This is a genomic window from Streptomyces phaeofaciens, from assembly GCF_014648915.1.
GTDB classification, from domain to species: Bacteria; Actinomycetota; Actinomycetes; order Streptomycetales; family Streptomycetaceae; genus Streptomyces; species Streptomyces phaeofaciens.
On sequence record NZ_BMSA01000015.1, the window covers coordinates 56,092 to 69,561 of the forward strand.

11 protein-coding genes are annotated in these 13,470 nt (G+C 71.8%); 7 read left to right on the plus strand and 4 right to left on the minus strand.

The window, feature by feature from the left end:
- Positions 1-17 precede the first annotated feature (17 nt).
- Positions 18-467, plus strand: a complete 450-nt coding sequence (locus IE275_RS24315; protein ID WP_189713515.1) for a MarR family winged helix-turn-helix transcriptional regulator — start codon at positions 18-20, stop codon at positions 465-467.
- 145 nt (positions 468-612) lie between these two features.
- Here IE275_RS24315 and IE275_RS24320 read toward each other — a convergent pair whose 3' ends face one another.
- From IE275_RS24320 to IE275_RS24330, 3 genes are all read right to left on the minus strand, one after another.
- Positions 613-2,058 (minus strand): cation:dicarboxylate symporter family transporter, encoded by a 1,446-nt coding sequence (locus IE275_RS24320; RefSeq protein WP_189713516.1) that lies wholly within the window; start codon positions 2,056-2,058, stop codon positions 613-615.
- A 174-nt stretch (positions 2,059-2,232) separates the two neighbouring features.
- Complete coding sequence (locus tag IE275_RS24325) at positions 2,233-3,987, minus strand: peptide-N4-asparagine amidase (RefSeq protein WP_189713517.1); 1,755 nt, start codon at positions 3,985-3,987, stop codon at positions 2,233-2,235.
- Positions 3,988-4,044: 57 nt separating this feature from the next.
- Complete coding sequence (locus tag IE275_RS24330; RefSeq protein ID WP_189713518.1) at positions 4,045-4,767, minus strand: L,D-transpeptidase family protein; 723 nt, start codon at positions 4,765-4,767, stop codon at positions 4,045-4,047.
- Positions 4,768-5,027: 260 nt separating this feature from the next.
- Here IE275_RS24330 and IE275_RS24335 point away from each other — a divergent pair, with 260 nt between their 5' ends.
- The 5 genes from IE275_RS24335 (at position 5,028) to IE275_RS24355 (ending at position 9,968) form a co-directional block, all read left to right on the plus strand.
- Entirely contained in the window at positions 5,028-6,848 is a 1,821-nt protein-coding gene (locus tag IE275_RS24335) for an ABC transporter ATP-binding protein (RefSeq protein ID WP_189713519.1), read from the plus strand.
- Positions 6,845-8,626 carry an ABC transporter ATP-binding protein gene (locus IE275_RS24340; RefSeq protein WP_189713520.1) on the plus strand — a complete coding sequence of 594 codons (1,782 nt, stop codon included), beginning with the start codon at positions 6,845-6,847 and terminating at the stop codon, positions 8,624-8,626. Before IE275_RS24335 ends, IE275_RS24340 begins: the two co-directional genes overlap by 4 nt.
- A gap of 32 nt (positions 8,627-8,658) precedes the next feature.
- Positions 8,659-8,949 (plus strand): hypothetical protein, encoded by a 291-nt coding sequence (locus IE275_RS24345; RefSeq protein ID WP_189713521.1) that lies wholly within the window; start codon positions 8,659-8,661, stop codon positions 8,947-8,949.
- 239 nt (positions 8,950-9,188) lie between these two features.
- The gene (locus IE275_RS24350) at positions 9,189-9,659 is read left to right on the plus strand and encodes a DUF5709 domain-containing protein (RefSeq protein ID WP_189713522.1); all 471 of its coding nucleotides are present in this window, start codon (positions 9,189-9,191) and stop codon (positions 9,657-9,659) included.
- Positions 9,660-9,701: 42 nt separating this feature from the next.
- Positions 9,702-9,968, plus strand: a complete 267-nt coding sequence (locus IE275_RS24355; protein WP_189713523.1) for a type B 50S ribosomal protein L31 — start codon at positions 9,702-9,704, stop codon at positions 9,966-9,968.
- Positions 9,969-10,015: 47 nt separating this feature from the next.
- Here IE275_RS24355 and IE275_RS24360 read toward each other — a convergent pair whose 3' ends face one another.
- A complete protein-coding gene (locus IE275_RS24360; protein WP_189713524.1) occupies positions 10,016-10,810 on the minus strand; it encodes a metal-dependent hydrolase in 795 nt (264 codons plus the stop codon).
- A gap of 145 nt (positions 10,811-10,955) precedes the next feature.
- Between IE275_RS24360 and IE275_RS24365 the strand changes: the two genes are divergently transcribed.
- Positions 10,956-13,469, plus strand: coding sequence for a DEAD/DEAH box helicase (locus IE275_RS24365; RefSeq protein WP_189713525.1), 2,514 nt, complete (start codon positions 10,956-10,958; stop codon positions 13,467-13,469).
- The last annotated feature ends 1 nt before the right edge of the window (position 13,470 follow it).

Sequence of the window (13,470 nt, forward strand, 5' to 3'; positions counted from 1 at the left end):
CCTGATATTGTTCCCGCATGACCACGCCCGATCCCGACGGCCCGCTCGCGGAGCAACTGCTGCGCTTCACCCGCCGGGTGCACCGCATCCAGAAGCACCATCTCCAGCAGTGCGGCCTGGGCATCACCCCGGCCCAGTCCCGGCTGCTGCGCACGCTGGCGCACTACGGCTCGCCGCCGCGCATGGCCGATCTCGCGGAACGGCTCGAAGTGGTCCCGCGCGCCGTGACGACGCTGGTCGACGGGCTGGAGGCGGGCGGCCGGGTGCGCCGGGTGCCGGATCCGACCAACCGCCGGGTGATACGGATCGAACTGACCGACGCGGGCCAGGCGGCCCTGCGGGAGCTGCACGGAGCCCGGCGGTCGGCGGCGGAGGAGATCCTGGCACCGCTGACGGACGAACAGCGCGAGGTGCTCGGCGGGTTGCTGGACACACTGATCGACGGGGACGCGGTGCGGCGCTGCTGAGCGGGTGCGGTGATGTACAGGGGCGCAGTTGCGGTGATGTGCGGAGGCACAGGCGCGGTGATGTGCGGGTGCGCGCGCGAGACGGCCGTGGCCGCCGCCCCGTCCACGGGAGCGGCGGCCACGGCCGCGGGTGAGCGGGCCGACGTCAGCCGACTTCGGAGGCGGGCTCCTTGACCGTCCGGTCGGCTGTCGGTTCGACCGTCCGGGCGGGGGTGACCGCAGGACTGTCCAGGGGGCCGTCCACGGGAGTGCCTGCAAGAGCCGTCTCCGCCTTCGGCGCCTCCTCCTCCGGTACGTCCACCACCTCGCCGTCCAGGACCCTCTTCGCCCGGTCCGTGTCCAGGGCACCCTCCCAGCGAGAGACGGCGAAGACGGCGACGCAGTTGCCGAGGAGGTTGGTGACGACGCGCATCGAGTCCATGATGCGGTCCACGCCGAGCAGCAGCGCGACGGCGCCGGCGGGGATGGCGCCGAGCGAGGACGCGGTCGCGGACAGGGCGAGGAACGCCGAACCGGGGATGCCGGCCATGCCCTTGCTGGTGAGCATCAGCACCAGGATCACGGTGATCTGCTGGCCGAGGCCGAGGTCCACGCCCACGGCCTGCGCGATGAACAGGGTGCCGATGGACAGATACAGCGAGGCGCCGTCGAGGTTGAAGGAGTAGCCGGTCGGCAGCACCAGGCCCACCGCGTCGTCGCGGGCGCCCGCCCTGCGCAGCTTCTGCATCACCCGCGGCATGACGGACTCGGTGGACGCGGTGCCGAGCGCGAGCAGCATCTCCTCGCGGATGTAGCGAAGGAACTTCCAGAGGCTGAGCCCGGTGACCAGGCGCAGGGCGACACCGAGAAGCACGATGAAGAGCGCGGCGGCGGCGTAGCACAGGATGATCAACTTGGCGTAGGTCTCGACGACGCCGAGGCCGTAGTTGCCGATCAGGACGGCCATCGCGCCGAACACCGCGATCGGGGCGAGGCGCATCACGAAGCCGACGATCGCGAAGATGATCTCCTGGGCCTGCTCGACGGCGGGCAGCACCTGCGGCACCTTGGTGTGGCCGAGGTGCAGCAGCGCGGCGCCCACCAGACAGGCCAGGATGAGCACCTGGAGCAGGGAGTTCTCGGCGAAGGCGCCGAGGAAACTGGTGGGCAGCGCGTTCAGGACGAACTCGGTCGTCGTGGGCAGCGAGCCGCCGCCCGTCTTCGCGTCGACCGCGGAGGTGTCGAGGGTGGACGGGTCGACGTTCATCCCGGAGCCCGGCTGGACGACGTTGGCGGCGAGCAGCCCGATGAGCAGGGCGAGCGTGCTCGCCACCTCAAACCAGATCAGGGCCTTGAGCCCGATCCGCCCGAACGCCTTCAGATCGCCGGCCTTGGCGATGCCGACGACGACCACGCAGAACACCAGCGGCGAGATGACCGTCTTGATGAGCCGGGTGAAACCGTCGCCGAGCGGCTGGAGATCGGCGGCGAAGCCGGGCCACAGCTTTCCGACGACGATGCCGAGGACGAGCGCGCAGGCGACCTGCGCGAAGAGTGAGGTACGCAGTATGCGTGCGACGCGTCGCGGCAGGGACGGGACGGACGGCGGCACGGGCACTCCTTGGGGGGACGGAGGTACGCGGAAGCCCTGGGGAGGGGGACTTCTGCAATGCGGAAAGCGGTTTCCGTGGCGATCACTCTGAAGGCGCAGTTGATCGCGCACAAGGCCGCCGTGTTTCCGACGTGTAAATCCCGCCACGAGTGAAGCGGCGCACGCACGACCGGCTCAGCAGCCGACGCGGTCCTCGGTGAGCACCCCCTGAACGGTCGTCAGCCGGCGGTCGTGACAGCCGGACGAGCCGTACAGCCGGTAGCGCTCGCTGGACGTCCCGACGGCGTGCCGCTGATCGCGGGGCACGTTCACGGTGAAGGTGGCGTCACCCCGGTAGGTGTCGTCGAGCCTCGACCACGCGGTGCGGCGGCCGTTCCGCGTCGTCACGGCGTCGGCCCGGTCGCCGAGGGTCAGTACGGTGCGCAGCCGGTCGTCCGCGCCGAGGGTGGTCGTGCCGTTCATCGTGTACGTGCGGTGGGTGCGGCTGGTGGTGGCCGGTCCGCGGCCGTCGACGGTGACCGACGCGTCGTCCGTCCAGGTCGCGTCGAGTGCGTCCACGCCCTCGCCGTCGGTCCAGCGGTGCGTGGAGGTGTGGGCCAGACGGCGGGTGACGGTGGTCGTGACCCGGCCGTGCGAGGTGTCGACGTACCCGGCGACGGTCAGCCGGTGTCCGCCGCGGGTGTCGACGCGATGCTCCGGGCCGGGCGTGTAGTCGCTGGAGCCGGTGGGGTCGCCTGCGTCCTGCTTGAGGAGTTTCCCGCCGACGACGGCCTTGCCGGTGTCCTGCCAGACCAGCACGTTGACCGGCGCGCTCCAGCCGCTCTGCCCCTCGGGCACGCCGACGACGGACACGTCGACGCGGTGCGGGCGGCCGTCGTTGAGGATCCCGGCGAAGGGGGTCAGGTCGTACTCGATCGGTGTGACGTCGAAGGCGCGGGGGCCCGGGATCACGTACCAGAGGAAGGGGTTGGACCAGCCGCCGGTCCAGACGTTGGGGAAGGGCGCGGCGATTCCGGCGGGCCGGCCGTCCACCGAGACCTGCACCTCCCGGTAGGGGCCGTCGTCGGCCTGGCAGGAGTAGGGGGCCTCCTTGGGCACCGACAGGTACCAGTACTCCTCGCAGCCGCCACCGGAGCCGGTGGCGTACACCTCGGCGACGATGCGTTCGCTGTTGCGCGGAGTGGTGAGCGTGCCACCCTCGCCGAGCGTGAGGACCCGGTCCGGGGTGCGGGCCGTGAGGGGAGTGCCGACCGCGGTGGGGACGCCGACCGTGGCGGGGACGCCGGCCGAGGCGGGAGTGCGGTCCGTAGCGGGAGTGCCGTCCGCGGTCGGAGTGCGGTCCGTAGCGGGAGTGCCGTCCGCGGTCGGAGTGCGGTCCGGGGCGGGGCCCGTGACCGGTTTCGCGGCGTAGAAGGTCAGCGTGACCTTGACGTCGATCACGCCCGTGTACGTGTCGTCGACGACGTTCCCGATGAGCATCTCGACGTCCTGGCCGGTACGGAACGTGTCGCTGTAGCGCGTGACGTCCTTCTCCACGGACCACTCGATCCCGTCCGGCGACGGCTCGGGAGTGGACGTACGGAAGATCTCGACCCCGCCGACGTGCAGATAGCCGAGCCGGTCGAACTGACGCCCCTTCACGTTCCCGTCGAGGCGCAGCACGACCTTGCTCCAGCGGTCCCCGCAGCCGTCCGGCGGGGCGTAGGTGCCGCGGTACGGGGTGAAGTCCCGGAACCGGGCCTCGGCGACGGTGACCCGGCAGGACGTGCCCGAGGGCCGGTCCACGGGCGGCGCCGCGGTCACCGGGTCGTGCCAGTCGCCACCGAACTCGACAGGGACGTCGGCCGCTCGAGCCGGTGCCGCCCCGAGGAGGGTGCTCACCAGAAGGGTCGCCCCGGTGAGCATGGACATGATGATCCGTCTCTTCATGGCCGGTGTTCTACGGGGAGTCCGCCACCGTCCGCAATGACGCCTCCCCCGAGCGCCCTAGCTCTTCAACGCCGCCCTGTCCCCCATGAGCACCACGGGATGCCCGGCCGGGTCGAGCGTGCGCAGCAGGTACTCCATCGCCGGCCGGGACATGCTGACGCAGGCCGACGTACCGCTGCCGTGGTCCAGGTGGAGCCAGATCCCGCCGCCCTTCTCCTCGCCCTCGGGCCGCGTCGGGTCGTCGGGCGGGTTGCCGGGGACCCGGTTGTAGTCGATGGCGATGACGTAGTCGAAGTCGTGCCAGTGCGACCGCTCCCACCAGCGCGGCGCCTCGTAGTCGACCGACCGGGTGTACGGCAGCCTGGTGCCGGGGTCGGCCAGGACGCCGCCCGCGTCGCTCAGCGTGAACACCCCGACGGGACTGCGCTCGTCCCCGAGGGTGTGGTCCGCGGTCCAGCCCTTCTTGCCGTTGTGCCCCGGCCAGCCGCGCACCCGCTCCCAGAGGCGCCCGCGCTTGGCGTAGAACACTACGGTCGCGTTCGCGGAGTCCTTTCCGTCGCCGTACACGGCCACCACCTGTCGGGAAGCGGCGGGAATGCGCCGATGCCAGCGGTCGCCGACGTCCGGGATCCGAGCCGACGGGGCCGTGGCCCGTGCGGCGGCGCCACCCCCCGTGCCCGTGCCGCCGGTCCTGTCCGCGCCGCACGCGGAGAGAGCCGTGAGAAGGAAAGCGCAGGCCGCCCATGCGGCTGCCGCACGCTGTACACCACCAGGTCGCATCCGCCCATGCTTGCACCATTTTCCGGGCGTATGCGGCAGGTTCCGGCCGCCCGGGCCGCGTCGGCGGACCGCCGGATCCGGTCGCCGCCCTGGAAAACGGGTTGATTTCGACCACGCTCCGACGCGAACCTTTCACGGTTTGTTGCCGCGTCTCGCGGTTCCTTTCGCACTCCGCTCGCCCTGCGCCCGCACTGCTCCGGCAGTCCGCTCTCGAACGATCACCTTCCCTCCCGCCCCCTGACACGAGCCACTGGGACGTCATGCAGATCCAAGACCTTCCGTATCCCGACCCGGGTGTACCGGACGCACGCTCGGGACCCCGCTTCCTGTGGTGGCTCGGGCGCAACCAGCTGGGCGGCCAGCTGAAGGCCCTGGCATGGGGCCTGCTGCACTTCGTCGCCGTCTCCGCCCAGCCGTTCTGCGTCGGGTTCGCCATCGAGGCCGTCGTCGACCGGTCCGGCTCCCGGCTCGCCCTCACCGGCGCGCTGATGGTGCTGTGCGGTGCGGCCACCGCGATCGGGGACACCTTCCTGCACCGTGCCGCCGTCACCAACTGGATCACCGCCGCCGCCCGGGTGCAGCAACTGCTCGCCCGCAAGGCGTCGCAACTGGGCTCCGGGCTGACCCGGCGGGTCGCGGCCGGCGAGGTCGTCGCCGTGTCCACCGGTGACGTCGAGAAGATCGGCTGGTTCGTGGAGGCCGTCTCCCGTTTCACCGCCGCCGCCCTCACCGTCCTGCTGGTCTGCGTCGGTCTCGTCGTCTACCAGCCGGCGCTCGGCATCGTGGTCGCCGTCGGCCTGCCCGTCCTCGCGCTCGCGGTGCTGCCGCTGCTGCCCCCCGCGACGCGCCGCGCCGACTTCCAGCGCGAGAAGGCGGGACGCGCCACCGAACTCGCCTCCGACACGGTGGCCGGCCTGCGGGTGCTGCGCGGCATCGGCGGCGAGGAGCTGTTCCTCGACCGCTACCGCGGCGCCTCCCAGGAGGTCCGGCACGCCGCCGTGCGCAGCGCCCGCATGTGGTCCCTGATCAGCGCCATCCAGGTGCTCCTGCCCGGCCTGCTGCTGATCGCGGTCGTCTGGTACGGCGTCCAGCTGGCCCGCGAGGGCCGGATCACGGTCGGCGAACTGGTCGCCGTCTACAGCTCCGTCATGGTCCTCACCTACCCTCTGCGGCACTTCGAGGAGATCGCGATGGCCTACTCGTTCTCGCGGCCGTCGGCCAGACGGGCGGCCGGAGTGCTGTCGCTGGAGCGGGTCACGGACGCCGGCGGATCGCGCGCCGCGGACACCCCCCGAGGCGACCTGTACGACCCGGTCACCGGGCTGCTCGCCCCCGCCGGACGGCTCACCGCCGTGGTGTGCGGCGACCCGGACGCGGCGGGACGGCTGGCGGAACGGCTCGGCGGACATCCCGCGGAGCGCGGCCCGTCGGTCCTGCTGGGCGGCGTACCGCTGGACGAACTGCCGCTGGACTGCGCGCGCACGGCCGTCCTCGTCCAGGACAAGGACCCGGTGCTGCTCTCCGGTTCCCTGCGCGACCTGCTCGACGTACCCGACTCGGGTGACGTGGAGCCGGAAGCGGCGCTCACCGCCGCCCAGTGCGGGGACGTGCTGGAGGCGCTCGCCCAGGGCTCGCTGGACGCCGACGATCCGATGGACGCCCTGATCACCGAGCGCGGCCGCTCGCTCTCCGGCGGCCAGCGGCAGCGGCTCGCCCTGGCCCGGTCGCTGCTCACGGACCCCGAGGTGCTGGTCCTGGACGAACCCACCTCCGCCGTCGACTCGCACACCGAGGCGCGGATCGCCACCGGGGTCCGGTCTCTGCGGGCCGGGCGCACGACGGTGGTCTTCACCTCGTCCCCGCTGCTGCTGGACCGCGCGGACCGGGTCGTCCTCGTGCACGAGGGCGAGGTCGCCGCGCTCGGTGTGCACCGCGAACTGCTGCGCACCGAGCCCCGGTACCGGGCCGTGGTGACCCGTGAGACCGACGAAGAGGCCGCGCTGAGCGGCGCCTTGGTCGCGCTCGACGTGGACGGGGAGAAGAAGCTGAACGAGCTGAAAGAGATCGAGGAGACGGCATGATCGGCGTGGCACCGCCCGCCTACGACCCGGCGGCACCGACGACGGCGAACACCCTGCCCGTCGGCGCCCCCGCGACCGTACGGGCCTACGTGGCCGAACTGTTGCGCCGACACCGCCGCGCCTTCGTCGTCCTCCTCCTCGTCAACACGGCCGCCACCGTGGCGTCCATGGTGGGCCCGTGGCTCCTGGGCGACCTGGTCGAACGGCTGTCGGACGGGGCGCGTGAACTCCATCTGGGGTTCACCACCACGCTGTTCGTGCTCGCGCTGGTCGTCCAGGCCGCCTTCGTGCGTCAGGTACGGCTGCGGGGCGCGATGCTCGGCGAGCGGATGCTGGCCGACCTGCGCGAGGACTTCCTCGTCCGGTCGGTACGGCTCCCGCCCGGCGTGCTGGAGCGGGCCGGGACGGGTGACCTGCTGTCCCGCATCACCACGGACATCGACCGGCTGGCCAACGCGATGCGCGAGGCCGTGCCCCAGCTGACGATCGGCGTGATGTGGGCGGGGCTGCTGCTCGGCGGGCTCGTCGTCATGGCGCCGCCGCTGGCGCCGGCCGTACTGGTCGCCGTGCCCCTGCTGGTGGCGGGCTGCCGCTGGTACTTCAAGCGGGCGCCCTCCGGCTACCGCTCGGAGGCCGCCGGCTACGCCGCCGTGGCCGCCGCCCTCGCCGAGACCGTGGACGCCGGGCACACCGTCGAGGCCCACCGCCTCGGCGACCGCCGCGTCGCCCTGTCCGAGCTGCGGATCCAGCAGTGGACCGCCTGGGAGCGCTACACCCTGTGGCTGCGTTCGATCCTCTTCCCGGTCATCAACCTCGTGCACGTCACGGTGCTGGGCTCGGTCCTCATGCTCGGCGGGGCGTTCGTCCTCCGGGGCTGGATCGACGTGGGCCAGCTGACCACGGGCGCGCTCCTGGCACAGATGCTCGTCGACCCGGTCAACCTCGTCCTGCGCTGGTACGACGAACTGCAGGTGGCACAGGTGTCGCTGGCCCGCCTGGTCGGTGTGCGCGACATCGAGCCCGACGACGGGGACTCCGCGCTGGCCCCGGAGGGCCGGGACGTGCTCGCCGACCGGGTCCACTTCGGCTACCGCGAAGGGGTCGACGTACTGCGCAAGGTGTCCCTGGAGGTCGCCCCCGGAACCCGGCTGGCGCTGGTCGGCCCCTCGGGCGCGGGCAAGTCCACGCTGGGCCGGCTCCTGGCCGGCATCTACGCGCCCCGGGACGGCCGGGTCACCCTCGGCGGTGCCGAGCTGTCCCGGATGACCGCCGAACGGGTCCGCTCCCATGTGGCGCTCGTCAACCAGGAGCACCACGTCTTCGTCGGCTCCCTGCGCGACAACCTGCGGCTGGCCCGGACCGGCGCCGAGGACGCCGAGCTCTGGGCCGCGCTCGGCGCCGTCGACGCGGACGGCTGGGCGCGCGCCCTGGACGACGGCCTGGACACCGAGGTCGGCTCGGGCGCGACCGCGCTCACCCCTGCGCAGGCCCAGCAGATCGCCCTGGCCCGGCTGGTCCTGGCGGACCCGCACACGCTGGTCCTGGACGAGGCGACCTCGCTGCTCGACCCGCGTGCCGCCCGGCACCTGGAACGGTCCCTCGCCCGGGTCCTGGACGGCCGCACGGTCGTCGCCATCGCCCACCGCCTGCACACGGCCCACGACGCCGATGTCATCGCCGTCGTCGAGAACGGCCGGATCAGCGAGCTGGGCAGCCACACCGAGCTGGTGGCGGCGGACGGGGCGTACGCGGCGCTCTGGCGGTCCTGGCACGGGTGATCGTCGCTGCACGGGAGCCGACCGTGTCACGGGTGACGGTCGCTGCACGGGTGACGACCGTGGCACGGGTGACGGTCCGGGCGCAGGTGACGGAGGTGGCGGGGCAGCGCCCGGCCCACGGCGGCAACCCGGCCCCGGCCGAGGCGCCGGTCGAGGCGCCGGTCGAGGCGCCGGTCGAGGCGCCGGTCGAGGCGCCGGTCGAGGCGCCGGTCGAGGCGCCGGTCGAGGCGCCGGTCGAGGCGCCGGTCGGGGTGTTGTTGCCCCGGGCGTCGGCCAGGGCGTCCGCCCAGATGCCGGCCGGGGCGTCGGACCCGCCGCCGTGAGCGTCCGGGTCGCCGCAGGTCGCCGCCCAGGTTCGGCGGTCCGGGCGGCGCGGGCGACCCCGGTCCTCGCCCTCTGGCGTTGCGCGGTGCCGAAGCGGGATGGAACGCTGGATACCGGCACCCGTGCCGGAGCAGGCCGGATTCCGTCCGGCGCACACCGTCCCCGGCCGGTGCCCCGTACGGCGGTGCCCCACCGCCGACCACGGTGAGAACGGGCCCGTCACCCCCTGGAGGTACCCGTGAACAGCGCCGACGGATGGGGGGACGACGTCTACCAGCCCGACTCCTCCGACATCCAGGAGGACACGGGACTGCTCGACGCGGAGGACACGCTCGTGGACGACGGCGTCGAGGACCCCCTCGATCGCGGCTGGTCCCCTCCGGAGCGGCCCTGGGCCGTGGAACGCGCCGGGGTGACGGCCGCCGAGCGCCAGGAGGGCGAGACCCTCGACCAGCGGCTCGCGGAGGAGGTGCCCGAGCTGGCCGTACCCGACGGGGACGGTCTCGGCGACTGCGACGGCAGCGACGGAGAACTCCTCGACAACGAGGTCGGCGCGGTCCGCTCCGGCCGGCTCGTGGCCCCGGACGAGGGCACCCACGAGGACGAGGAGAGCGCGTTGATCGCCACGGACGTCGGGATCGACGGCGCGGCCGCCTCCGCCGAGGAAGCCGCCATGCACATCGTCGACGAGGACACCCTGTCCGGCTGATCCGGCCACCCCCGGTCCGCCGCCGACGCACGAGGAGCACCCATGCAGCAGGAGACACACCCCGACTACCACCCGGTCGTCTTCCGCGACCGCGCCGCCGGCTACGCCTTCCTGACCCGGTCCACCGCGACCAGCGAGCGGACCATCGAGTGGGACGACGGCGAGACCTACCCGGTCGTGGACGTGGAGATCTCCTCGGAGAGCCACCCGTTCTACACCGGCAAGGCGCGCACGGTGGACACGGAGGGCCGTATCGCCGCCTTCGAGCGGCGTTACGGCGAGGGCGAGAACAAAGGCGACGGCGGCTGAGCCACCGCGGCGGGCGGGCATCGGACGACGCCCGCCGCCCGCGGGACTCAGATCACGTTCAGGGCCGCCGCGGCACCCACTCCCCCGAGCACCATGAACACCGGCATCAGCACCTTCAGCTCGACCCAGCTGCCGGCCCGGAACCGCATCGCCTTCGGCGGACCGATCGGGTACCAGCGCTTGCGCCCGATCGGGATGGGCCACAGGACCGGGCAGCCCGACACGGTCAGCGCGTCCCCGATGTCGTGCACCAGGGCACCCAGCAGGATCGGCAGCCCCAGCCACAGGTACTCCTGGCCGGGCTGGGTGAACAGCCAGTCCGAGCCGTTGCCCGGCTTGTCCAGGACGCCGGCCAGGATCCAGGCGCTGGTCGCGGCCAGCAGCCACACCAGCACATCGCTGCTGGAGCCTCGCGCGGCCCGCCACAGCAGGCCCTCGATCGCCAGCACCATGTGCACGAAGAGGAGGGCGAGGACCGCCCAGCGGCCGCCGACGATCGCCAGCGCCGAGGCGCCCCCGCCGATCATCACCGCCCAGAGCCAGGTGTGCGTGAGGGTGCGGTGCCCGCCGGAGCGGCGCGGGTCGCCCTGCTTCCTGGTCGCCTTGTAGACGGCGTAGGAGAGCTTGTCCACGATCTCGCAGAGCCATCGCGAGACGGGTCCGAAGGCGCGGGAGATGGTCGCGGCCTTGTGGTCGAGATCGGGAGCGAGCGCGGCACCGGCGCTGATCAGCGCGCCGGCGAGCAGAACCGGCCAGGGCATCGTGTGCCCGGCCGCCGCTGCCGCGGCTCCGACGCCGAGCCAGGCGGCGGCGCCCGACAGTGAGTGTGCTGGTCCCATCATGGCCGTTGCCCGCCCCATTCCTCGTGTGCCGCTGTCCAGTTGACCGGGTGCGATGACGCTCGGTCGGCGACACAGCGTAGCTGCCGTGATCTTCGGTCCGGCAGCCGATTCCCCCATCGGGCGTGCGGACAGGCAAGATGGGTTCGTGACCCTCATCGATCAGTTGCCGCCTACCGCAGATCCCGACGCCCTGTACGAAGCCTTCGAGTCCTGGGCGCAGGAGCGCGGTCTCACGCTCTACCCCCATCAGGAGGAGGCGCTGATCGAGGCGGTCTCCGGCGCGAACGTGATCGTGTCGACGCCCACCGGCTCCGGCAAGAGCATGATCGCGGCAGGTGCACACTTCGCGGCGCTCGCCCGGGACGAGGTCACCTTCTACACGGCTCCGATCAAGGCGCTGGTGTCGGAGAAGTTCTTCGAGCTGTGCAAGATCTTCGGCACCGAGAACGTCGGCATGCTGACCGGCGACGCGTCCGTCAACTCCGACGCCCCGGTCATCTGCTGCACCGCCGAGGTGCTCGCCTCGATCGCGCTGCGCGACGGGAAGAACGCGGACGTCGGCCAGGTCGTCATGGACGAGTTCCACTTCTATGCCGAGGGCGACCGCGGCTGGGCCTGGCAGATCCCCATCCTGGAGCTGCCGCAGGCACAGTTCGTCCTCATGTCCGCGACCCTCGGTGACGTGTCCTTCTTCGAGAAGGACCTCACCCGGCGCACCGGCCGCCCCACCTCGGTCGTCCGCTCGGCCAACCGGCCCGTACCGCTGTCGTACGAGTACCTGTACACCCCGATGACCGAGACGCTCACCGACCTGCTGGCGACGAAGCAGGCTCCCGTCTACATCGTGCACTTCACGCAGGCGCAGGCCGTGGAGCGGGCGCAGGCGCTGATGAGCATCAACATGTGCTCGCGCGAGGAGAAGGAGCAGATCGCCGAGCTGATCGGCAACTTCCGCTTCACCACGAAGTTCGGCCGCAACCTGTCGCGTTACGTACGCCACGGCATCGGCGTCCACCACGCCGGCATGCTGCCCAAGTACCGGCGCCTGGTGGAGAAGCTCGCCCAGGCCGGTCTGCTGAAGGTGATCTGCGGGACGGACACGCTCGGCGTCGGTGTCAACGTGCCCATCCGCACGGTGCTGTTCACGGCGCTGACGAAGTACGACGGCAACCGGGTGCGCACCCTCCGGGCCCGGGAGTTCCACCAGATCGCGGGCCGGGCCGGGCGGGCCGGCTTCGACACGGCGGGTTACGTGGTCGCGCAGGCGCCCGAGCACGTCATCGAGAACGAGAAGGCGCTCTCGAAGGCGGGCGACGACCCGAAGAAGCGCCGCAAGGTGGTCCGCAAGAAGGCGCCGGAGGGCTTCGTCGCCTGGACGGAGAACACGTTCGAGAAGCTCATCGAGTCGGATCCGGAACCGCTGACGTCGCGTTTCCGGGTGACGCACACGATGCTGCTGTCGGTGATCGCCCGGCCCGGAAACGCCTTCGAGGCGATGCGTCATCTGCTGGAGGACAACCACGAGCCGCGCCGGCAGCAGCTGCGGCACATCCGGCGCGCCATCGCGATCTACCGTTCGCTGCTGGACGGCGGGATCGTGGAGAAGCTCGACGAGCCGGACGCCACGGGCCGTATCGTCCGTCTCACCGTGGACCTTCAGCAGGACTTCGCGCTGAACCAGCCGCTGTCCACCTTCGCGCTGGCCGCGTTCGAGCTGCTGGACCCGGAGTCGCCGTCGTACGCGCTGGACATGGTCTCCGTGGTGGAGTCCACGCTGGACGACCCGCGGCAGATCCTCGCCGCCCAGCAGAACAAGGCGCGCGGCGAGGCCGTGGCCGCGATGAAGGCGGACGGCGTCGAGTACGAGGAGCGCATGGAGCGGCTCCAGGACGTCACGTACCCGAAGCCCCTGGAGGAACTCCTCTTCCACGCCTACAACACGTACCGCAAGAGCCACCCGTGGGTGGGCGACCATCCGCTGTCGCCGAAGTCCGTCATCCGCGACATGTACGAGCGGGCGATGTCCTTCACGGAGCTGGTGTCCCACTACGAGCTGGCCCGTACCGAGGGCATCGTGCTGCGGTACCTGGCCAGCGCCTACAAGGCTCTCGACCACACCGTGCCGGACGACCTCAAGTCCGAGGATCTCCAGGATCTGATCGAGTGGCTGGGCGAGATGGTGCGCCAGGTCGACTCCAGTCTGCTGGACGAGTGGGAGCAGCTGGCCAACCCGGAGGAGATGACCGCCGAGCAGGCCCAGGAGAAGGCCGACGAGGTCAAGCCGGTCACCGCCAACGCGCGCGCCTTCCGGGTCCTGGTCCGCAACGCGATGTTCCGCCGCGTCGAGCTGGCCGCTCTCGACCAGGTAGGGGTACTGGGCGAGATGGACGCCGAGTCCGGGTGGGACGCGGACGCGTGGGGCGAGGCGATGGACAAGTACTGGGACGAGTACGACGACCTGAGCACCGGCCCGGACGCGCGCGGTCCCAAGCTGCTCGTCATCCAGGAGGAGCCGCAGAACAGCCTGTGGCGTGTCCGCCAGATCTTCGACGACCCGAACGACGACCACGACTGGGCCATCAGCGCGGAGATCGACCTCACGGCCTCCGACGCGGAGGGCCGGGCGGTCGTCCGCGTCACCGATGTCGGCCAGCTGTGAC

What these genes read in the sequence shown, in the direction of transcription:
- IE275_RS24315 (WP_189713515.1), top strand. Translation starts at nt 18, where the DNA reads ATGACCACGCCCGATCCCGACGGCCCGCTCGCGGAGCAACTGCTGCGC.
- IE275_RS24325 (WP_189713517.1), bottom strand. Translation starts at nt 3,987, where the DNA reads ATGAAGAGACGGATCATCATGTCCATGCTCACCGGGGCGACCCTTCTG.
- IE275_RS24330 (WP_189713518.1), bottom strand. Translation starts at nt 4,767, where the DNA reads ATGCGACCTGGTGGTGTACAGCGTGCGGCAGCCGCATGGGCGGCCTGC.
- IE275_RS24335 (WP_189713519.1), top strand. Translation starts at nt 5,028, where the DNA reads ATGCAGATCCAAGACCTTCCGTATCCCGACCCGGGTGTACCGGACGCA.
- IE275_RS24340 (WP_189713520.1), top strand. Translation starts at nt 6,845, where the DNA reads ATGATCGGCGTGGCACCGCCCGCCTACGACCCGGCGGCACCGACGACG.
- IE275_RS24355 (WP_189713523.1), top strand. Translation starts at nt 9,702, where the DNA reads ATGCAGCAGGAGACACACCCCGACTACCACCCGGTCGTCTTCCGCGAC.
- IE275_RS24360 (WP_189713524.1), bottom strand. Translation starts at nt 10,810, where the DNA reads ATGATGGGACCAGCACACTCACTGTCGGGCGCCGCCGCCTGGCTCGGC.